This window comes from Rathayibacter sp. AY1A7 (genome assembly GCF_002930845.1).
Taxonomy (GTDB): Bacteria; Actinomycetota; Actinomycetes; order Actinomycetales; family Microbacteriaceae; genus Rathayibacter.
This window is the reverse complement of the sequence record NZ_PSTL01000023.1, coordinates 30494-50704: the sequence shown is the minus strand read 5'-3', so window position 1 is coordinate 50704 and position 20211 is coordinate 30494. Positions and strand designations below refer to the sequence as shown.

Below are 20211 nucleotides of genomic sequence, written 5' to 3'. Positions count from 1 at the left end.
CGGTCTCGGAGGGGGTCGGGGCGGCGGAGTCCATGGTCGCGAATCTAGCCCGGACGGCCGACACGGAGGGGCCCGCCGCACCGCTCGCCGGCGCGAGTCGACCCCGCCGGCGGCGCCCGTGTAACGATCTGGTGAACCGCGCGCGACCCGGCGGAGTGGCGGCTCCGGCGCTCGGATACTCTCTCCCCTGGCGGGACCCGAGCCGCCGCAGGGAGAGTGGTGGCGTGCCCAGGGACAGGACCGGCGCCGTCGTGCGGGCTCCCCGTCACAGTGCCGTCCCGCTCCCGCCCGCGGCCTCCCGCGCAGCCTCCTCGAGCGGCGTCCTCGCCGAGACCGGCCCCGTCGAGCCGACCGCCGTCGCACCCTCGCACCGCCGGCCGATGGGCGACTCCGGCCACGATCTCTTCCCCTTCGTGCTCGACGCGGCGGCCCTCGGCCGCGACGACGGTGCCGCGCTGCTCGAGCGCTACGCGGCGTGGGGCGGCAACGGCGTCGTCGTCACCGACTCGAGCCTCGCGGAGGGCGTCGGCGGCTGGCCCGCCGGACACCGCGACCGGGACCGCTTCCTCCTGATCGGCCGCTTCGCCGCTCCGGTCGGCGCGCCCGCGACGCCGCGTGCGCTCGTGGACCGTGTCGAGGGGGCGCTGCGCCGCCTGCGCACCGATCGCCTCGACGTGCTGGCGGTCCGCCCCGACGGGGCCGGGCGCCTCGACGAGCTCCTCAGCGCTGTCGACGTGCTGCTGGCGCGCGGGCTGGTGCGGTCGGTGGTCGCCTCCGGGTTCTCCCCGGAGGAGCTGTTCGAGGCGCGCGTCCTGGCCGCCCACGGGCTGCCCCGCCTCGCCGGCGCGGAGGTCCGCTGGAACCTGCTCGAGCGGCCCGGCTCGGAGGGCGATCTCGGCCTCGTCGCCGCCGGCCAGGGACTCGCCCTGCTCGCGACCGTCCCCCTCGCCCACGGGTTCCTCCGCGGCGCCGAGCGCACCCGCCGCGAGCTCGGCCGCCTGCCCGACGGGGCACTCGCCGCCGCCCACCTCGGGCGCCGCGGACGCCGGGTCCTCGCCGTCCTCGACGCGATCGGTGCCGAGCTCTCGGCCGCTCCCGCCGCCGTCGCCCTGGCCTGGCTGCTCGGCCGGCCGCGGCTGACCGCCGCGACGGTCGCCCCGCGCTCACCCGCCGACGTGGACGCGCTGGTGCGCGCGGTCTCGCTCGAGCTCGACCCCGGACACCTGGCCGCGCTGGAGCGCGCGCGCCGCTGACCGCGCCCGTCCGCGACGCCCCCTGCACCTCTCCCGCCACGGCGCGACAGCCCGGCTCGGGGCGCCGTCGCGGTGGCCTAGGGTGGGCACGATGAATCACGGAGTCGCACTGCCCCTCGACCAGCCGGAGACGTCAGTCCGGGCCGCAGGCGGATCCACGGTCCGCCGCTCCGTCCTCCCGAGCGGTGTCCGCATCCTCAGCGAATCGGTGCCCGGCGCCCGCAGCGCCACGATCGGCTTCTGGGTCGCCGCGGGTTCGCGCGACGAGCGGCCCGGCCGCCCCGCGACTGCGGGCGAGCCCGCCGTGCCCTCCAACGTCGGCTCGACGCACTTCCTCGAGCACCTGCTGTTCAAGGGCACGCAGAAGCGGTCCGCCCTCGACATCGCCGTGTCCTTCGACTCCGTGGGCGGGGAGCACAACGCTCTCACCGCCAAGGAGTACACCTGCTACTACGCCAAGATCCAGGACCGCGACCTCCCGATGGCGGTCGAGGTGATCGCCGACATGGTGACCTCGAGCCTGATCGATCCGGACGAGTTCGAGACCGAGCGCGGGGTCATCCTCGAGGAGCTGGCGATGGCGGACGACGATCCGGCCGACGTGGCGGGCGAGAAGCTGTTCGAGGCCGTGTTCGGCGACCACCCCCTGGGCCGCCCGATCGGGGGCACCGCCGCGACCATCGGCGAGGCCACCCGGGACGCGGTCTGGGCGCACTACCGCGCCGCCTACCGCCCGCGAGACGTAGTGATCACCGTCGCCGGCGCCGTCGACCACGAGGCGCTCGTCGCGCTGCTCCAGCGGGTCCTCGTCGCCGACGGCTGGGACCTCGGCACGGCGGCCCCGCCCGTCGAGCGGCGCGTCGGCGGCCGTGCGTCCTACACCCGCGGCAGCGCCCTGTCGGTGGTGCACCGCCCCACCGAGCAGGCGAACCTGCTGGTCGGCTTCCCCGGTCTCGCCGCGGGCGACGAGCGGCGGATGACGATGGGCGTCCTCAACTCGATCCTCGGCGGCGGCATGTCCTCGCGGCTGTTCCAGGAGGTACGCGAGAAGCGCGGCCTGGCCTACTCCGTCTACTCCTTCGCCCCGTCCTACTCGGACGCGGGCCTCTTCGGGCTCTACGCCGCGTGCACCCCGGCGAAGGCGGGGACGGTCGCCGAGCTCCTGCTCACCGAGTTCCACCGCCTCGCCGAGGACGGCGTCACCGACGACGAGCTCGCCCGCGCCCGCGGCCAGCTCTCGGGAGCGGCGGCGCTCGCGCTGGATGACTCCGACACCCGGATGTCGCGCCTCGGACGCGCCGAGCTGACCTTCGGCGAGTTCGTCGACCTCGACGAGAGCCTGCGCCGACTCGCCCTCGTCGGCGCGGAGGACGTCCAGGCACTCGCGGCAGACTTGGCCCGGGGGCCGTCGTCGATCTCGGCCGTCGGCGCGGTCGACGAGTCGGCCTTCGCCGGGATCGCCGGGATCGAGAGCGCCTCCGCGATCTGATCCGATCGTCGAACGCCCGCTGACCGCGCACCGCCGCGCCGCACCAGGGAGGACCCCGTGTCCCACTACATCTACCTCGTCCGCCACGGCGAGCAGCAGGACGCCGAGCACGGCATGCCGGACGGCCCGCTCTCGGCCCGTGGTGAGCGCCAGGCGAGGCTCATCGCCGAGCGGCTCGGCGGAGTCCCCTTCACCGGAGCGTGGCACTCGCCGCTGCGCCGGGCCGAGGAGACGGCCGCGCGCTTCCAGACGCTTCTGCCGAGCCTGCCGCTCCAGCCGTCCTCGCTGCTGTTCGACTGCATCCCCTCGGGGCCGACCCCGGACATGCCCAAGGCGTTCGAGCCCTTCTTCGGCAGCGTCACCGCGGCCGAGATCGAGGCGGGGCACGCGCAGATGCAGGACGCGGTGGCCGAGTTCCTGGCGCCGTCGCGCGAGGACCGCCACGACCTCCTCATCACCCACAACTTCGTGATCGGCTGGTTCGTCCGCCACGTGTTCGACGCTCCGGACTGGCGGTGGCTGGGGCTCAACCAGGCCAACTGCGGGCTGACGATCATCCGCGTCCGCTCCCGCAAGCCGCCGGTGCTCGTCGTGCACAACGACCTCTCGCACCTGCCCGTGGAGCTGCGCACCGGCCTGCCCGAGGCCCAGCCGTACTGAGCTGCGGGCTACGCTGAGTCGGTGACTACCTCCGTCGCCGTGGTCGGCGCGTCCGGCCGACTCGGCTCGTTCACCTGCTCGCTCATCGAGGCGTCGAGCGAGTTCTCGCTCGTCGCGCGGCTCGGCTCGCGGAGCGATCCCGCCGAGATGCTCGCGGCCGACGTCGTCGTCGACATGACCGTGCCGGCCGTCAGCCAGCAGATCGTCGACTTCGCCGTGGCCAACGGGAGGAAGGTGCTCGTCGGCACCTCCGGCTGGACCGGCGACCGGATCGCGGCCCTCCGGCGCAGCGTCGCCGAGCAGCCGGAGGCCGGCGTCGTGATCATCCCCAACTTCTCGCTGGGCTCGGTGCTCGCGACCGCGCTGGCCACCGTGGCCGCGCGCTTCTTCGACGCCGCCGAGATCGTCGAGACCCACGGCGCCCGCAAGGTCGACTCGCCCTCCGGGACCGCGGTCCGCACGGCCGAGCTGCTGCTGCGCGCCCGGGCCGAGCTCGGTCCGGTGCAGGCTCCGCACACCGACCAGCGGGCCCGCGGCCAGCAGGTCGCGAGCGTCCCGGTCCACAGCCTCCGCCTGCCCGGAGTGGAGGCGCGCCAGGAGGTCGTCTTCGGCGGCACCGGCGAGACGGTCACCATCCGGCACGACACCACCTCGCAGGCGTCCTACGAGCAGGGCGTCCTGCGCGCTCTCGACGCGGTCCGGACGACCTCGGGCGTGGTAGTGGGCCTCGACGCGCTGATCGACCTGCGCGCCGCCTTCGACGCCGCGCCTCTCGCCGAGCGGCCGGTCGACGAGCAGCCCGTCGTCGACCGGACTCCGTCCGGCCAGGCCGCTGCAGCGACGAGCACCCCGTGAGGACCCGCGTCGGCGTCGTCCTGATGGCGGTCCTGCTGGCCCTCTATCTGTTCGTCTGCCTGCAGTACTCCGTCGTCGCCTTCGCCGCGGCGACGGTGCCCGGCATCGTGATGGGCGTCGGCCTGCTGATCCTCGGCGCCGTCGGCGTCTGGGGGCTCGTGCGCGAGCTGCTGTTCGGGCTCCGCGCCGAGAAGCTGGCCCGTCGGCTGGAGGGCGAGAACGCGCTGCCGCAGGAGGTCCTCGACTCGCGGGCCAGCGGGCGTCCGCTCCGGGAGGAGGCGGACGCGCTGTTCCCGCAGTACGCGGAGGAGGTCGACGCGCAGCCCGGGAGCTGGCGCGCCTGGTACCGCCTCGGCCTCGCCTACGACGCCAGCGGCGACCGCAAGCGCGCCCGAGGCGCCATCCGCAGGGCCATCGCGCTGGAGCACGAGGCTCCGGCCTGACCGCTCGGCCGCGACTCGAGCGCGGCTCTCCGGGCGAGGACCGCTCGGGCGCCCGGGATCAGGCGAGCACCCACTCCAGCGCCGCGCCGACCGTGCGGTGGCGGAACTCGAAGCCGTCGTCGAGCAGCCGCTGGGGGACCAGGCGCTGGCTCGAGAGCAGGAGCTCGTGCCCGGCGTCGCGCAGCGCGAGCTCGATGATCTTCTCGGGGACGGCCAGCTTGAACGGGCGGTGCAGCTGCTCGGCGAGGGTGCGCATCACGTCGTTCGCGGTCGCCGGCACCGGTCCGGCGAGGTTCACCGGGCCCGAGAGCGAGGACGTGAGCAGGTGGCGGATCGCCGCGGCCTCGTCGTAGAGGCTGATCCAGGGCCAGGCCTGATTGCCGCTGCCGAGGGGTCCGCTGAGACCGAGCTTCGTCAGGGGCAGGAGCGGCTTGAGCGCGCCGCCGTCGCCGAGGACGAGCCCGGTGCGAGCGGTGACCACCCGCGTGGCCTCGGGCGCGAGGTGGGCGGCCTTCTCCCAGCGGTCGACGACATCGGCGAGGAATCCGTCGCCACGCGAGGACTGCTCGGTGAGCTCCTCGCCCGGGCGGTCTCCGTAGTAGCCGACCGCGGAGGCGTTGATCAGCGTCGTCGGCGGGGTCGAGGACATCCGCATCGCGTCGGTGAGGGTCTGCGTGGACTGGATCCGCGAGTCGAGGATCTCCCGCTTGTAGGACGCGGTCCACGGCAGGCGGCTGATCGAGGCGCCGGAGAGGTTGATCACGGCGTCGACGCGGTCGAGCACGCTGAAGTCGAGCATGTGCGAGGTGGGCGCCCAGTGGAACTCGTCCGGACTCGACGGCGCGTGGCGCACCAGGCGCAGGATCTCGTGCCCCTCGGCGCGCAGCTGGCGGGTCAGCTCGGAGCCGATCATCCCGCTGGCGCCCGAGATCAGGACGCGGAGCCGGGGAGCGGACGCGTCCGGCCGGGCCGAGGGCAGCTCGGACGGCGTCGACACGTGCTCGCCCGGCGTGCGCGCGGCGCGTCGCGGCGAGCCGGAGTCCGTGGTCCCGTCGTGGTCGGAGTGCCGTGCGGATGAGTCGCTCATGGTGCCTCCCGGAGCCGGTCGCGGGCCGCCCGCGAAGCGGACCCAGCCTAGAGCCTCACGCCCGGGAGCCGGCCGAGCGCCCGACCAGGCCGGCCCGCGCGAGCACGAGGTAGAGCTCGCAGCCCAGGCAGAGGCCGAACACGGCGTTGAGGAAGGCGGCGAGGAAGGCGACGGCCGCGGCGACCGGAACCGATCCCGGGACGCCGGCGACGTGCAGGAGGACGCCGGCGCCGGTCACCACCAGGCCGATCAGCTGGGCGAAGCGCGGCGGGCGGGCGTCCTCCCACTCGCGCGGCGGTGCCAGGTGCGGCCGGACCACCCGGCGGAACAGCACCGCCCAGGGGCCGGAGCCGACGCCGCGCGCGGCCGACCAGGCGAAGAGGGCGGCGAGCGCGAGCAGCAGGAGGAAGCCGGGCTGGGAGAGCCGGCCGTCGAGGTCGGCCCGGGCCGCGGCCGCGAGCCCGAGGCCCACGGCCGTGAGGAGGAGTGCGGCGGTGACTCCGGCGGCGACCCTCGGGCCGCGGGGATCGACGGTGCCGGACGGGGGAGTGGCGCCGGTGGTGGAGGGGGAGCGGGTGCTCATCATGTCTCCTGGAGTCGGTCGAGCTCGATGGTCAGGGCGGCGCGGGTCGGAGCGCCGCCGATGCGGCTGCGCGGCACTCCGTCTCGATCGAGCAGGAGGAGCGTGGGCGTCTGCCGGACGCGGAAGCGCGCCGCGAGGTCGGGGCGGTGCGTCAGGTCGACGTCGAGGTGCGCCAGCCCGGGCCGCTGCTGGGCGAGCTCCCCGAGCATCCGTCGCACTGCAGGGCACCGCGTGCAGACGTCGGTCGAGAACTGCACGACTGTGGCCCGGGTCCCGAGCACTGCGCCGGGGACGAGCTCGCCGGGGTCGATCGCGGGGTCCTGGCGCGAGGGGGCGCTCGCGACGCGCCCTGAGCGGGCCCGATGGACAGCCCCGAGGACGACGCCCAGCACGACGAGGCCGAGCAGTGCGGCGAGGATCGTCACGGGCTCCATCCGAGAAGCGTAGGTCGGCGCGGGCGCTGCGCGGACGACTGTTTCGGGATGTGACGACGGCCGCGGTCGGAGCGTGGTCTAGGTTCGATCCGTGACCGAACAGAGCAGCCTCAGCGCAGACCCGAGTAGTCCCGTCTTCCGCAGCGATGTCGTCGTCGAGCTGGTCCGCGCGAGCGCCCACGACTCCGACGTGCTGTTCGCGGCCCGCGTCTCGACCCAGGGCGAGAAGACGCTCGCCGAGGCGCTCGACGGCGAGGAGTCCGACGCCGAGTTGCAGCGCAAGCGCGACCGCGGCCTGATCAACTACCTCATGCGCGACCGCCACGGCTCGCCGTTCGAGCACAACTCGATGACCTTCTACGTGCAGGCGCCGATCTTCGTCTTCCGCGAGTTCATGCGGCACCGCATCGCCTCCTACAACGAGGAGTCGGGCCGCTACCGCGAGCTCCGTCCGGTCTTCTACGTGCCCGGCCCCCGCCGCAACCTCGTGCAGGTCGGCAAGCCCGGCGCCTACTCCTTCGAGCCGGGCACCCCGGAGCAGGCCGAGCTCGTCGCCGAGGAGACGCGCCGCGTCAGCACGCAGGCCTACGAGTCGTACCGGCGGATGCTCGGCGAGGGCGTCGCCCGCGAGGTCGCCCGGATCGTCCTCCCGCTGAACATCTACTCGTCGATGTACGTCACGCTCAACGCCCGCTCGCTGATGAACTTCCTCTCCCTGCGCACCAAGCGCGAGGACTCGACGTTCCCCTCCTTCCCGCAGCGCGAGATCGAGATGGCGGCCGAGCAGATGGAGACGCACTTCCAGGAGCTGATGCCCCTCACGGCCGCCGCCTTCACAGCGAACGGCCGCGTCGCCCCGTAGCCCGCCGCCCGGCGAGGACGAGCGGGCCGTCCCGCCTGATCCGCCTGCTGCCGTCCGCGCGGGCGGCTCCGGGAACCTCCTCCCGGCGGCGCGGCGGCGACCCGCTACCCTGGCAGCGTGTCAACTCCGGAGAATCCCTTCGGCCAGGTCCTGGTCGCCCTGGTCACCCCGTTCACCGCCGACGGCGAGGTCGACTGGCCCGGTGTCGAGAAGCACATCGACGACTGCATCGCAGCGGGCGCGGACGGCATCGTGGTCACCGGGACCACGGGCGAGACCAGCACCCTGACCGACCCGGAGAAGATCCGCCTCGTCGAGGTCGGCCGCTCGGTCGCCGGGGGCCGCGCCAAGATCATCACGGGAGGCGGCTCGAACGAGACCGCCCACGCCATGCAGCTCGCCCGTCAGAGCGAGAAGGCCGGCGCCGACGGCAACATGATCGTCACCCCGTACTACAACAAGCCCACGCAGGCGGGCGTGCTCACCCACTTCCGGATGATCGCGGATGCGACGGACCTGCCGGTCATCCTCTACGACATCCCCGGCCGCACCGGCGTGCCGATCCGCTACGAGACGATCCTGCGGGCGGCCAAGCACCCGAACATCCTGGCCGTGAAGGACGCGAAGGGCGATCTCTCCGAGGTCAGCCGCGTGCTCAACCAGACCGACCTGATGTACTTCTGCGGCGACGACGCGAACGTGCTCCCCGAGCTCGCCATCGGCGCCACGGGGCTCATCGGCGTCACCGCGAACATCGCCGCCGCGCCGTACCGCACGATCGTCGACGCCGTGAACGCGGGCGACCTCCACGCGGCCACCCGCGCGCACCAGCAGCTCGAGCCGCTCGTGCGCGCCGTGATGACGCACGTCCCCGGGACCGTCGCCGCGAAGTACATCCTGCACGGCCTCGGCCGCATCTCCTCGCCGCGCGTGCGGCTGCCCCTGGTCGGCCCGGAGGAGTCGGAGGCGGCGCTCATCGAGGACGAGCTCGGCCTGGTCCGCGACATCCCGGGCGTCGACTTCCGCAACTTCCGGCCCGACCGCAACGCCGCGGCCGGCGGCGCCCTCCCGAAGGTCGCCGGCACCACCCGCTGAGCCCGAGCGGCACGTCCCGAGAAAGCACCGCTGGAGAAGGAGGGCGCATGCCCGGTCCCGTGATCATCCCCGCCCCGCTCGCTCCGGGAACGCTCCGGATCATCCCTCTCGGCGGCCTCGGCGAGATCGGCCGCAACATGACCGTCTTCGAGATCGACGGCAGGCTCCTGGTCGTCGACTGCGGCGTGCTCTTCCCGGAGGAGGACCAGCCGGGCGTCGACCTGATCCTCCCGGACTTCACGCCCATCCGGGACCGGCTCGACGACATCGTCGGAGTGGTCCTCACCCATGGCCACGAGGACCACATCGGCGCCGTCCCCTACCTGCTCCGGCTGAAGCGCGACATCCCGCTGATCGGCTCCACCCTCACGCTCGCCCTCGTCGAGGCGAAGCTCAAGGAGCACCGGATCACGCCGTACACGCTCACGGTGAAGGAGGGCGACGTCGAGAACCTCGGGCCCTTCGAGCTCGAGTTCGTCGCCGTGAACCACTCGATCCCGGACGCGCTGGCCGTGTCGATCGTCACCGACGCGGGCTCGGTGCTGCACACCGGCGACTTCAAGATGGACCAGCTGCCGCTCGACGGCCGGATCACCGACCTGCGCGCCTTCGCCCGCCTCGGCGAGGAGGGAGTCGACCTGTTCATGGTCGACTCCACCAACGCCGACGTCCCCGGCTTCACGCCGAGCGAGCGCGACATCGGCCCGGTCATCGAGAGCGTCATGGCCAGGGCGACCCGCCGCGTCATCGTCGCGAGCTTCTCCAGCCACGTGCACCGGGTGCAGCAGGTGCTCGACGCGGCCCACGCCACGGGCCGCCGCGTGGCGCTGCTCGGCCGCTCCATGGTCCGCAACATGCGCATCGCCGCGGATCTCGGCTACCTGCACGTCCCTCCGGGAGTCCTGGTCGACATGAAGAAGTCGGGCGACGTCCCCGAGGACAGGATCGTCTACATGTCCACCGGGTCGCAGGGCGAGCCGATGGCCGTCCTCAGCCGGATGGCCAACCTCGATCACCAGATCGAGCCGGGGGAGGGCGACACGGTGATCCTCGCCTCCAGCCTCATCCCCGGCAACGAGAACGCGGTGTACCGGGTCATCAACGGGCTCACGCGGCTCGGAGCGACCGTCGTGCACAAGGGCAACGCGAAGGTGCACGTGTCCGGGCACGCCGCGGCCGGCGAGCTCCTCTACTGCTACAACATCCTCAAGCCGCTAAACGTGATGCCGGTGCACGGCGAGTACCGGCACCTGGTCGCGAACGCGCAGCTTGCGCGCGAGACCGGGATCGCGGAGGAGAACACGATCATCGCCGAGGACGGCACCGTGATCGACCTGCTCGACGGCAGGGCGACCGTCGTCGGACGGCTCGACCTGGGGTTCGTCTACGTCGACGGATCGTCGGTGGGCGAGATCACCGACGCCGACCTCAAGGACCGGCGGATCCTCGGCGAGGAGGGCTTCATCTCGATCATCGTGGTGGTGGAGGCGGGCACGGGGCGGATCGTCGTCGGCCCCGAGATCCACGCGAAGGGCTTCGCGGAGGACGACAGCGTCTTCGACGAGGTCAAGCCGCGGATCGCGGCCGCGCTCGAGGAGGCGGTGCGGAACGGGGCGAGCGATCAGCACGCGCTCTCGCAGGCCGTCCGTCGCGTCGTCGGCCGCTGGGTCAACACCTCCTACCGCCGCCGGCCCATGATCGTGCCGCTCGTCATCGAGGCCTGAGCCTCCCGGCCGGCGGCCGATCGGCGCCGGCCGTCGCGGCGCGGGTCACCGGCCCTGACGGGGGCGGCGGGTACGGTGGCCTCATGGCGACCAGTACCAAGACGACCTCGCGCGGGCGCGGCAGCGCGACTCCGCGCTCCGGCGCGCCGCGATCCGGCCGGGGCTCGGGCAAGGCGGCCGCCGAGACGAAGACGGTGGCCTTCGAGTCCGCCCCGCGCACCAACCCCGCCGTGCGGCTCTGGATGGCGCTGGCCCACCTCGCGGGCGGCGCCGCCCGCGCCCTCGGTCCCGAGCGGCTGGCGAAGGAGGAGCGCCGCGACGGCGTCCCCTTCCTGCTGCTGCTGCTGGCCGTCGCGGGCGCGGTCGTCGAGTGGTTCCTCGCGACCGACCCGGTCGCCCTGGTGCTCGACGCGTGGAGCTTCGGCGGCTTCTTCGGCCGTGTCGCCTACGTGCTGCCGGTCGTCCTGCTCCTCTTCTCCCTCTGGCTCTTCCGGCACCCCCGGTCCGTCGACGACAACGGACGGATCGGCGTGGGCGTCATCACGCTGCTCGTCGCCTCCGCCGGCATCTGCCACGCGCACCTCGGCCTGCCGCAGCCCGGCCAGGGCATCGAGACCATGGCGGCAGCGGGAGGCGTCCTCGGCTGGCTGGTGGGCGCTCCGCTCGCGGCGATCGCCACCGTCCCCGGCGCGACCGTGCTGCTGTCGCTCGTGATCCTGCTGTCGCTGTTCATCATCACCAAGACCCCGCCGAACCGCATCGGCGCGCGCTCGCGGGAGCTCTACGGCTACCTCTTCGGCGCCCCCGTGCTCGACGACGAGGAGCGCGCCCGCCTCAAGGCCGAGCGGGCCGCCGCCAAGGCCGCGGCGAAGGCGGAGGCCGAGCAGGAGGAGGACGCGCAGCAGGACGGCGGAGAGCTGCCCTGGTGGCGGCGCACCGAGTCCGGGCGCGAGGACGAGCCGACCGTGCAGACCGAGCTCCCGATCGACTCCTTCACCGAGGTGCTCGAGGGCACCGCGCCCGCCCGCGGCCGCGCGAAGGGCTTCGACACCGCGCTCGAGGAGCGCGACGACGAGGCCCACCCGCCGACCCGCTCCTACGCCACCGAGGTGCTGGCCGAGGCCGAGACCGCCGAGGCGGCGCTCGCCCGCTTCGAGCAGACGGGCGCTCCCCGCGGCGCGACCGGCGTGGTCGACGACGACGCGACCGAGGTCATCCGGCTCGACCGCCTCGATGTGGCGCCCGCCGTCCCGATCCCGCCCGTCATCGAGACCGGCCCGATCGCGCCCCTCGCCGAGGAGGATCCGACCGCCGGCTTCGACTCCTCGTTCGAGGACGACGCGCCGTACCGCCTCCCCTCGGCGGCCGCCCTCTCGACGGGCACGCCCTCCAAGGCGCGCTCGGCGGCCAACGACGAGATGGTCCGCGCCATCACCGAGGTGCTGCAGCAGTTCAACGTGGACGCGACGGTCACCGGCTTCTCCCGCGGCCCGACCGTCACCCGCTACGAGATCGAGCTCGGCCCCGGCGTCAAGGTCGAGCGCGTCACCGCGCTCAGCAAGAACCTCTCCTACGCCGTCGCCAGCAACGAGGTCCGGATCCTCTCCCCGATCCCGGGCAAGAGCGCGATCGGCGTCGAGATCCCCAACACGGACCGCGAGATCGTCTCGCTGGGCGACGTCCTCCGCTCGCCGGCCTCGACGACGTCCACGCACCCGATGACCATCGGCGTCGGCAAGGACGTCGAGGGCGGCTACGTCGTGGCGAACCTCGCCAAGATGCCGCACCTCCTGGTCGCCGGCTCCACCGGCTCCGGCAAGTCCAGCTTCGTCAACTCGATGATCACGAGCCTGCTGATGCGCGCGCGCCCGCAGGACGTGCGGATGGTCCTGATCGACCCCAAGCGCGTGGAGCTCACCATCTACGGCGGAGTGCCGCACCTGATCACTCCGATCATCACGAACCCCAAGAAGGCCGCCGAGGCGCTGCAGTGGGTCGTGAAGGAGATGGACATGCGCTACGACGACCTGGCTTCGTTCGGGTTCCGTCACATCGACGACTTCAACGCGGCCGTCCGCGCGGACGAGATCAAGCTCCCGGCGGGCAGCAGCCGCGTCCTCAAGCCGTACCCGTACCTCCTCGTGGTGGTCGACGAGCTCGCCGACCTGATGATGGTCGCCCCGCGCGACGTCGAGGACTCGATCGTGCGGATCACCCAGCTCGCGCGCGCCTCGGGCATCCACCTCGTGCTTGCCACGCAGCGGCCGAGCGTCGACGTGGTGACCGGCCTCATCAAGGCGAACGTGCCCAGCCGCCTCGCCTTCGCGGTGACCAGCGTGACCGACTCGCGGGTCATCCTCGACCAGCCGGGAGCCGACAAGCTCATCGGGCAGGGCGACGGCCTCTTCCTCCCCATGGGCACCAACAAGCCGATGCGCGTGCAGGGCGCCTGGGTCCGCGAGGACGAGATCGCGAAGGTCGTCGAGCACGTCACCCGTCAGGCGCAGCCCGAGTACCGCCAGGACATCACCGTGCAGGCGCAGCGCAAGGAGATCGACTCCGACATCGGGGACGACCTCGAGCTGCTGGTCGCGGCGGCCGAGCTCGTCGTCAGCACGCAGTTCGGCTCGACCTCGATGCTGCAGCGCAAGCTCCGCGTCGGCTTCGCCAAGGCCGGCCGACTGATGGACCTGCTCGAGTCGCGCGAGGTCGTCGGCCCCTCCGAGGGGTCGAAGGCCCGCGACGTGCTGGTCACCGCCGAGCAGCTGCCGGGCGTCCTCGCGCGGATGCGCGGCGAGGACCCGGGCGAGGGGCCGGCCGCGCCGTCCTCGGTCGCCCCGGATCCGTATGCGGATCCGCTGGCCGAGCCGACGGGGCCCGCCGCCACCGACTACCACGACGACGACGAGGGGTCCGGCGAGGACGCCTGGACGCTGACGGGACGCGAGTGACCGTCCCGGTCGCCCGCACTGCGAGGAACGGCGGAGCACGATGACCCACCCCACCGCACCGGCTCCGGCCGCGTCGGGCAACTGGAACCTGCCGAACGCGATCACGGTCCTCCGGATCCTGCTGGCGCCCGTCTTCTTCTGGCTCCTGCTGGCCGACGGGGGGCAGGACGGCGGGATCCGGATCGCCGCGGCGCTCCTCTTCATCGTCGCGATCGCCACGGACGGCATCGACGGGCACATCGCCCGGAGCCGGGGCCTCGTGACCGATCTCGGCAAGCTCCTGGATCCGATCGCCGACAAGGTGCTGACCGGTGCGGCGCTCGTCGGGCTCTCGATCCTCGCGGAGCTGCCGTGGTGGGTGACGATCGTCATCCTGGTGCGCGAGATCGGCATCACCGTCTTCCGGATGGCCGTGCTCTCGGACCGGGTGATCCCGGCGTCACGGGGCGGCAAGCTCAAGACGATCGTGCAGTCGATCGCGATCTCCCTCGCTCTGCTGCCGCTCTGGGCCGTCCTCGGCGAGTGGGTCCACTGGCTGAACGGGATCACGATGACAACCGCGGTGGTGCTCACGGTCGCCACCGGGATCGACTACCTCGCCGACGCCGCCCGCCAGAGCCGGGCCGCCCGGTCGACGCGGTGACGGCCGCGCAGCTGATCGCCGAGCTCCGGCGGCGGGGTGTCGACCTCGCCGTCGCGGAGTCGCTCACCGGCGGCGCGCTCAGCTCCGCCCTCGTGGAGGTGCCCGGCGCCTCCGCCGTGTACCGCGGGGGAGTGGTGAGCTATGCCACCGACCTCAAGGACCGGCTCCTCGGGGTCGACGCGCGCGTCCTCGGCGAGCGGGGGCCCGTCGATCCCGGAGTCGCCGTGCAGATGGCGCGCGGAGCGTCCTCGCGGCTCGCAGCCGACGGGCGTCCGACGCTCGGCCTGGCGACGACGGGGGTCGCCGGTCCGGATCCGCAGGGGGATGCGGCCGTCGGCACCGTCTTCGTGGCGGCCGTGCTCGGCGAGGACGAGCTCGTCCGTGAGCACCGGTTCGACGGCGACCGCGCCGCGATCCGCGCCGCCTCGGTCGACGCGGCTCTCGCCCTCGGCGCGGAGCTGATCTCCCGCGGCCCATGAGGCGGATACCCAGCCGGGGCCCTTCGGGAATCGGAATGCGCCGCATTGCGGCCCGGTTACAACTGGTGTCGCTCACACGCAAAGTCCAGTCATCCGGTATTAGAGTCGACACCATACGAACCGGGTAGTGAACAGCTATCCGGTTCTCTCGTCCCAGCCCCCCGATCACCCGCTCCGGAATCTCCGGCGCTCGTGCTCGCGGTGCAGGTGCACGACATGCGGTTGACGTGGAGAAGGAGGGTCCAGTGGTTCTAGTTCGTCAGGAGATCGGCGATGTCCTCAGGGACTTTCGCCTGCAGAAAGGTCGTACGCTCCGTCAGGTGGCGAGCAAGGCGAGCGTTGCGCTCGGCTACCTGAGCGAGGTCGAACGCGGTCAGAAGGAGGCCTCCTCGGAGATCCTCGCCTCTGTCGCCGACGCCCTCGACACCCCCATCTCGGTGATCATGCGCGAGGTCGGCGATCGTCTCGCCGTCATCGAGGGCATCGACACCATCCCCGACACCATCCCGGCCGACATGGTCGCAGGCTTCGACGCGGACCTCGTCACGCAGTAGTCGGCCCCCGTCCCCTCCACTCACCGCACCCGCTCCACGCGAAGGGCGCCCAGGCTCCGGCCGGGCGCCCTTCGGCGTTCCCGGGGGAGTGCGGCCTCCGGGCAGCGGCTACCGTGGACGCATGCGCTTGAGCGAGTTCCGGCAGCTGGTGGACGACGAGTTCGGCGGCGCCTATGCCCGTGTCCTGGTCTCGGACCTCGTGCTGACCGAGCTCGGGGGCCGCACCGCCGAGCGCGCCCTCGCGGACGGAGCGGAGCCGCGCGAGGTCTGGCTCGCCCTCTGCCGCGCCAACGACGTCCCGGAGGCCCGGTGGCACGGCGTGGATCCGCGGAAGCGCCACCGCTGACGCTCCCGTCGCCGAAGCCGTGTTCGACACGCCGACGGCTCGTGCTCGAATCCGTGTTCGAACGGGTCTAGGCTCCTCCACAGAAGCAGGAACGGCCCCGTCTCCACGGAGTCGCTCTCGCTCGGCCCCGATGTCGGTGGTCGGGCGTACCGTCGGAGACACCTGAACGGACCTGCTTCACCGCCTTGTCGCAGCCGGCCGGCACTGTCACTCCGACAGCCACCGGCATGTCGCGACAGCCTGTAGGCGACACCACCACGAACACGAGAGCGAGACGGCCATGCCCAGTTCCTCCGACCGCGAGAAGTCCCTCGAGACCGCACTCGCCCAGATCGACCGCCAGTTCGGCAAGGGCGCCGTCATGCGCCTCGGAAGCGACGACCGCGCTCCCGTCGAGGTGATCCAGACCGGTTCGATCGCGCTCGACGTCGCGCTCGGGATCGGCGGGCTCCCCCGCGGCCGCATCGTCGAGATCTACGGCCCAGAGTCCTCCGGAAAGACCACCCTCACGCTGCACGCGATCGCGAACGCGCAGCGCAACGGCGGCATCGCCGCCTTCATCGACGCGGAGCACGCGCTCGACCCCGAGTACGCCAAGAAGCTCGGCGTCGACATCGACTCCCTCCTCGTGTCGCAGCCCGACACCGGAGAGCAGGCGCTCGAGATCGCCGACATGCTCGTGCGCTCGGGCTCGATCGACCTCATCGTGATCGACTCCGTCGCGGCCCTCGTGCCGCGTGCCGAGATCGAGGGCGAGATGGGCGACTCCCACGTCGGCCTGCAGGCCCGCCTCATGTCCCAGGCGCTGCGCAAGCTGACCGGCGGACTGAACACCACGAACACCACGATGATCTTCATCAACCAGCTGCGCGAGAAGATCGGCGTCTTCTTCGGAAGCCCCGAGACCACGGCGGGCGGCAAGGCGCTCAAGTTCTACGCGTCGGTCCGCCTCGACATCCGCCGCATCGAGACGCTGAAGGACGGCACCGACGCGGTCGGCAACCGCACCCGCGTCAAGGTCGTGAAGAACAAGATGGCCCCGCCCTTCAAGCAGGCCGAGTTCGACATCCTCTACGGCGTCGGCATCTCCCGCGAGGGCAGCCTGATCGACTTCGGTGTCGAGCACGAGATCGTCCGCAAGTCGGGCGCCTGGTACACCTACGACGGCGACCAGCTCGGCCAGGGCAAGGAGAAGGCGCGCCAGTTCCTCATCGACAACCCCGATGTGGCCGCCGAGATCGAGAAGCGCATCCTGGTCAAGCTCGGCGTGATCGTCGACCCGAACGCGGCCGTCGAGGCCGCGCCGGTCGCGATCGAGACCAAGCAGCCCGTGCGCAAGGGCGCCTAGCCCGTGGCGGAGAAGGCCGCGGAGGGGGCGAAGGGCCGCCCCGTGGCCTTCCTGCCCTGGGTCGACCGGGGTGCGGCGGGCGACGACGGCTGGGCTCCGGCGGCGCCGGACGCCGACGGGGCCGGGTCGCTTCCGGATCCGTCCGGAGCCGGAACGCCGCGTACCAGTGCTGCCGTGGTGGCCGCAGGCGGGTCGGAAGGCTCCGCCGTCGGGGGCGCCGCGTCTCCGGCCTCCGAGCGGATCGCCGAGCTCTCGGCTCATGTCGCCCGGCGCGCGCCGGCGTTCGTTGAGAACGCGGACGACGAGGACGACGACGACGCGATCGAGATCCCGGAGGAGATCGATCCCGAGCAGGTCGCGGATCGGATCGTACGGGGGCTCTCCCGCAAGAGCCTCTCGGTCGCCGAGGTCGAGGCGCGCCTCTACACGGAGGGCGTCGCCGAGAAGGACGCTCTCGAGATCCTCGAGCGCTTCACGCGCTTCGGCTACCTCGACGACCTCCGCATGGCGGAGCAGCTGGTCGTCTCGCTCCGTGACCGCAAGAAGCTCGGCCGCTCCTCCATCCAGCAGGAGCTGCGCGCGCGGAAGATCGACCCCGAGGCGATCGCGTCAGCGCTCGACGAGCTGGACGGCGACGACGAGTACCGCACGGCGCTCGAGCTCGCGCGCAAGCGCCTGCCGAGCCTGCGCTCGCTCTCCGACGAGGTCGCCGAGCGCCGGCTCACGGGATTCCTCGCGCGCCGCGGCTACGCCGGCGGACTCGTGCAGCGCGTCGTCCGCGAGACGATCCGCAAGCCGGGGTCGAGCGTCCGCTTCCGCTGACACGGCGAGCCGGGAGCGGTCCGACCGGAGCGTAGAATCCCACACCATGAGCACGCTCGGTACCGCCCCGTCGCCCGTCGCCGAGACCCGGCCGAGGACCTACGAGGTCCGTACGTTCGGGTGCCAGATGAACGTGCACGACTCCGAGCGGCTGAGCGGTTCGCTCGAGGCGGCGGGCTACGTGTCCGCCGATGGAGCCGAGGCCGACGTCGTCGTGATCAACACCTGCGCGGTGCGCGAGAACGCCGACAACAAGCTCTACGGCAACCTCGGCCACCTCGCGTCGGTGAAGCGCCGACACGAGGGGATGCAGATCGCGGTCGGCGGCTGTCTCGCGCAGAAGGACAAGAACGTCATCCTCGACCGTGCCCCGTGGGTCGACGTGGTCTTCGGCACGCACAACATGGGCGCCCTCCCGAGCCTGCTCGAGCGCGCCCGCCACAACGACGAGGCGCAGCTCGAGATCCTCGAATCGCTCGATGTCTTCCCCTCCACGCTCCCCACGAAGCGCGACTCGACCTACAGCGGCTGGGTCTCGATCTCGGTCGGCTGCAACAACACCTGCACCTTCTGCATCGTCCCCTCGCTCCGCGGCAAGGAGAAGGACCGGCGTCCCGGCGACGTGCTCGCCGAGATCCGGGCGCTCGTGGACGACGGCGCGATCGAGGTCACCCTTCTCGGCCAGAACGTGAACTCCTACGGCGTCGAGTTCGGCGACCGCCAGGCGTTCTCGAAGCTGCTCCGCGCGGCGGGCACCATCGACGGGCTCGAGCGGATCCGCTTCACGAGCCCCCATCCCGCGGCCTTCACCGACGACGTGATCGACGCCATGGCCGAGACGCCGGCGGTGATGCCGCAGCTGCACATGCCGCTCCAGTCCGGCTCCGACCGCGTCCTCAAGGCGATGCGCCGCTCCTATCGCTCCGAGAAGTTCCTCGGGATCCTCGACCGGGTCCGCGATCGCATCCCGCACGCGGCGATCAGCACCGACATCATCGTGGGCTTCCCCGGCGAGACGGAGGCCGACTTCCAGGAGACCCTGCGCGTGGTCGAGGCGGCCCGCTTCGCCTCCGCCTTCACCTTCCAATACTCCATCCGGCCCGGCACCCCGGCCGCGACGCTGCCCGACCAGATCCCCAAGGCGGTCGTCCAGGAGCGTTACGAGCGGCTCGTAGCCCTGCAGGACGCGATCAGCGAGCAGGAGAACCGCACGGTCGTCGGCCGAGAGGTCGAGGTCCTCGTCGCGACCGGCGAGGGCCGCCGCGACACGGAGACGCACCGGCTGAGCGGACGCGCCGAGGACAGCCGTCTGGTGCACTTCGACGTGCCCGAGGGCTCCGAGCCGCCGCGTCCCGGAGACGTGGTCTCCGTCCGGGTCACCCGTGCCGCCCCCTTCTACCTCCTGGCGGATTCGCCCGACGGCGCGCCGCTCCGCATCCGCCGCACCCGCGCGGGCGACGCCTGGGACCGGGCGCAGACCGAGTCCTGCGGAGTTCCGGCCGCCCCGGGCGCGAGCGGGGCGCCCCGGGTCTCGCTGGGCCTGCCGTCGCTGCGCGTGCGCGACGCCGGCACGCTGACGACGCCGATCTACGACGCCCTCGATGGCGAGCGCTGAGACCGGAGCCCCCGATACCGCGCCGGAGCTGATCGCGGTCGTCGGCGCGACCGGCACGGGCAAGTCCGACCTCTCGCTCGATCTCGCCGAGGCGATCCGGCAGGACGGCGGCGCCGCTGAGATCGTGAACGCCGACGCGATGCAGCTCTACCGCGGGATGGACATCGGCACCGCGAAGCTGCGCGCCGACGAGCGGCGGGGCGTCCCGCACCATCTGCTCGACGTCCTCGACGTGACGGAGGAGGCGTCGGTCGCCCGCTACCAGAGCGAGGCGCGGCAGGTGATCGAGAGCGTGCTGGCGCGCGGGGCGACGCCGGTCCTGGTCGGGGGTTCCGGCCTGTACGTCTCCAGCGTCGTCTTCGAGTTCTCGTTCGCGGGCACCGACCCGGCCGTCCGGCGCCGGCTCGAGGAGACCGCCGAGCGGGAGGGCCTGGGCGCCCTCGTCGAGCGGCTGCGCCGGATCGACGCCGGAGTGGCCGAGCGGATCGGTCCGCACAACACCCGGCGCATCGTCCGCGCGCTCGAGATCGCGGAGCTGAACGGCGGGAGCACGCACAGCGCGCTGATGTCCGACGAGCCGGTTCCGTGGCGCCCCGCCTCGATCCTGTTCCTCGAGGCTCCGCGGGAGGAGCTGGTGCAGCGCCTCGACCGGCGGGTGGAGCGGATGTGGGCGGCCGGGATGCTCGACGAGGTCGAGCGGCTCGTCCCCCTCGGCCTGGAGCGCGGCGTCACAGCCGGGCGGGCCATCGGGTACGCCCAGGCGCTCGCCCAGCGTGCCGGCGTCCTCCGCGAGGAGGAGGCGATCGCGGCGACGCAGGCGCTCACGCGCCGCTACGCACGTCGGCAGAACAGCTGGTTCCGGCGCTACGCCGGCGCCCACCGGCTCCCGTACGACGCGCCGGACCTGGTGTCGCGGGCGCACGCCGCCGCCCAGGCCGCCGCTCCCGCTCCTCGCTAGGCTGTGCGCC

Annotated in this window: 20 protein-coding genes; 17 read left to right on the top strand and 3 right to left on the bottom strand. The window is 72.6% G+C overall.

All coding sequences use genetic code 11. The features are described from left to right. Nucleotides 1-224 precede the first annotated feature (224 nt). From C5B95_RS14860 to C5B95_RS14840, 5 genes are all read left to right on the top strand, one after another. A complete protein-coding gene (locus C5B95_RS14860; protein ID WP_146076624.1) occupies nt 225-1253 on the top strand; it encodes an aldo/keto reductase in 1029 nt (342 codons plus the stop codon). Nucleotides 1254-1344: 91 nt separating this feature from the next. Continuing rightward, nucleotides 1345-2742 (top strand): pitrilysin family protein, encoded by a 1398-nt coding sequence (locus C5B95_RS14855; protein WP_104349512.1) that lies wholly within the window; start codon nt 1345-1347, stop codon nt 2740-2742. A gap of 57 nt (nt 2743-2799) precedes the next feature. Then, nucleotides 2800-3402, top strand: coding sequence for a histidine phosphatase family protein (locus C5B95_RS14850; protein WP_104224462.1), 603 nt, complete (start codon nt 2800-2802; stop codon nt 3400-3402). A gap of 21 nt (nt 3403-3423) precedes the next feature. After that, complete coding sequence (gene dapB, locus C5B95_RS14845) at nt 3424-4257, top strand: 4-hydroxy-tetrahydrodipicolinate reductase (protein ID WP_104335549.1); 834 nt, start codon at nt 3424-3426, stop codon at nt 4255-4257. Continuing rightward, a complete protein-coding gene (locus tag C5B95_RS14840) occupies nt 4254-4700 on the top strand; it encodes a tetratricopeptide repeat protein (RefSeq protein WP_104233263.1) in 447 nt (148 codons plus the stop codon). The genes dapB and C5B95_RS14840 overlap by 4 nt, the downstream gene beginning before the upstream one ends. A gap of 58 nt (nt 4701-4758) precedes the next feature. On the opposite strand, the gene C5B95_RS14835 is transcribed toward C5B95_RS14840, so the two are convergent. Genes C5B95_RS14835 through C5B95_RS14825 form a run of 3 tightly spaced genes read right to left on the bottom strand, consistent with a single transcriptional unit; the run spans nt 4759 to nt 6804 of the window. Next, a complete protein-coding gene (locus C5B95_RS14835) occupies nt 4759-5787 on the bottom strand; it encodes a TIGR01777 family oxidoreductase (RefSeq protein ID WP_104238626.1) in 1029 nt (342 codons plus the stop codon). 55 nt (nt 5788-5842) lie between these two features. Beyond that, complete coding sequence (locus C5B95_RS14830; RefSeq protein ID WP_104233265.1) at nt 5843-6370, bottom strand: DUF4395 domain-containing protein; 528 nt, start codon at nt 6368-6370, stop codon at nt 5843-5845. Then, nucleotides 6370-6804, bottom strand: coding sequence for a thioredoxin family protein (locus C5B95_RS14825; protein WP_104267086.1), 435 nt, complete (start codon nt 6802-6804; stop codon nt 6370-6372). Before C5B95_RS14825 ends, C5B95_RS14830 begins: the two co-directional genes overlap by 1 nt. 91 nt (nt 6805-6895) lie before the next feature. On the opposite strand from C5B95_RS14825, the gene thyX reads away from it, so the two are divergent. The 12 genes from thyX to miaA all read left to right on the top strand — a co-directional run bounded on the left by thyX (nt 6896) and on the right by miaA (nt 20201). Then, a complete protein-coding gene (gene thyX, locus C5B95_RS14820; RefSeq protein ID WP_104224468.1) occupies nt 6896-7666 on the top strand; it encodes an FAD-dependent thymidylate synthase in 771 nt (256 codons plus the stop codon). A gap of 117 nt (nt 7667-7783) precedes the next feature. Then, entirely contained in the window at nt 7784-8761 is a 978-nt protein-coding gene (gene dapA, locus C5B95_RS14815) for a 4-hydroxy-tetrahydrodipicolinate synthase (RefSeq protein WP_104224469.1), read from the top strand. Between the two features lie 47 nt (nt 8762-8808). Continuing rightward, complete coding sequence (locus tag C5B95_RS14810; RefSeq protein ID WP_104224470.1) at nt 8809-10485, top strand: ribonuclease J; 1677 nt, start codon at nt 8809-8811, stop codon at nt 10483-10485. An 83-nt stretch (nt 10486-10568) separates the two neighbouring features. Beyond that, a complete protein-coding gene (locus tag C5B95_RS14805; protein ID WP_104313490.1) occupies nt 10569-13436 on the top strand; it encodes a DNA translocase FtsK in 2868 nt (955 codons plus the stop codon). Nucleotides 13437-13476: 40 nt separating this feature from the next. Beyond that, entirely contained in the window at nt 13477-14079 is a 603-nt protein-coding gene (gene pgsA, locus C5B95_RS14800; RefSeq protein ID WP_104349511.1) for a CDP-diacylglycerol--glycerol-3-phosphate 3-phosphatidyltransferase, read from the top strand. Then, complete coding sequence (locus tag C5B95_RS14795; protein WP_104313488.1) at nt 14076-14558, top strand: CinA family protein; 483 nt, start codon at nt 14076-14078, stop codon at nt 14556-14558. The genes pgsA and C5B95_RS14795 overlap by 4 nt, the downstream gene beginning before the upstream one ends. A gap of 245 nt (nt 14559-14803) precedes the next feature. Next, complete coding sequence (locus tag C5B95_RS14790; protein WP_068207524.1) at nt 14804-15112, top strand: helix-turn-helix domain-containing protein; 309 nt, start codon at nt 14804-14806, stop codon at nt 15110-15112. A gap of 121 nt (nt 15113-15233) precedes the next feature. After that, the gene (locus tag C5B95_RS14785; protein ID WP_104224474.1) at nt 15234-15458 is read left to right on the top strand and encodes a DUF3046 domain-containing protein; all 225 of its coding nucleotides are present in this window, start codon (nt 15234-15236) and stop codon (nt 15456-15458) included. Nucleotides 15459-15738: 280 nt separating this feature from the next. After that, complete coding sequence (gene recA, locus C5B95_RS14780; RefSeq protein ID WP_104224475.1) at nt 15739-16806, top strand: recombinase RecA; 1068 nt, start codon at nt 15739-15741, stop codon at nt 16804-16806. A 3-nt stretch (nt 16807-16809) separates the two neighbouring features. Beyond that, a complete protein-coding gene (locus C5B95_RS14775) occupies nt 16810-17628 on the top strand; it encodes a regulatory protein RecX (protein WP_104349510.1) in 819 nt (272 codons plus the stop codon). Between the two features lie 46 nt (nt 17629-17674). Next, complete coding sequence (gene miaB, locus C5B95_RS14770; RefSeq protein ID WP_104349509.1) at nt 17675-19243, top strand: tRNA (N6-isopentenyl adenosine(37)-C2)-methylthiotransferase MiaB; 1569 nt, start codon at nt 17675-17677, stop codon at nt 19241-19243. Then, on the top strand, nt 19230-20201 hold the full coding sequence (miaA, locus tag C5B95_RS14765; protein WP_104267094.1) for a tRNA (adenosine(37)-N6)-dimethylallyltransferase MiaA: 972 nt from the start codon (nt 19230-19232) through the stop codon (nt 20199-20201). The genes miaB and miaA overlap by 14 nt, the downstream gene beginning before the upstream one ends. Nucleotides 20202-20211 lie beyond the last annotated feature (10 nt).

What these genes read in the sequence shown, in the direction of transcription:
- C5B95_RS14855 (WP_104349512.1), top strand. Translation starts at nt 1,345, where the DNA reads ATGAATCACGGAGTCGCACTGCCCCTCGACCAGCCGGAGACGTCAGTC.
- C5B95_RS14835 (WP_104238626.1), bottom strand. Translation starts at nt 5,787, where the DNA reads ATGAGCGACTCATCCGCACGGCACTCCGACCACGACGGGACCACGGAC.
- C5B95_RS14830 (WP_104233265.1), bottom strand. Translation starts at nt 6,370, where the DNA reads ATGAGCACCCGCTCCCCCTCCACCACCGGCGCCACTCCCCCGTCCGGC.
- C5B95_RS14825 (WP_104267086.1), bottom strand. Translation starts at nt 6,804, where the DNA reads ATGGAGCCCGTGACGATCCTCGCCGCACTGCTCGGCCTCGTCGTGCTG.
- C5B95_RS14810 (WP_104224470.1), top strand. Translation starts at nt 8,809, where the DNA reads ATGCCCGGTCCCGTGATCATCCCCGCCCCGCTCGCTCCGGGAACGCTC.
- C5B95_RS14805 (WP_104313490.1), top strand. Translation starts at nt 10,569, where the DNA reads ATGGCGACCAGTACCAAGACGACCTCGCGCGGGCGCGGCAGCGCGACT.
- pgsA (WP_104349511.1), top strand. Translation starts at nt 13,477, where the DNA reads ATGACCCACCCCACCGCACCGGCTCCGGCCGCGTCGGGCAACTGGAAC.
- C5B95_RS14785 (WP_104224474.1), top strand. Translation starts at nt 15,234, where the DNA reads ATGCGCTTGAGCGAGTTCCGGCAGCTGGTGGACGACGAGTTCGGCGGC.
- recA (WP_104224475.1), top strand. Translation starts at nt 15,739, where the DNA reads ATGCCCAGTTCCTCCGACCGCGAGAAGTCCCTCGAGACCGCACTCGCC.
- miaB (WP_104349509.1), top strand. Translation starts at nt 17,675, where the DNA reads ATGAGCACGCTCGGTACCGCCCCGTCGCCCGTCGCCGAGACCCGGCCG.
- miaA (WP_104267094.1), top strand. Translation starts at nt 19,230, where the DNA reads ATGGCGAGCGCTGAGACCGGAGCCCCCGATACCGCGCCGGAGCTGATC.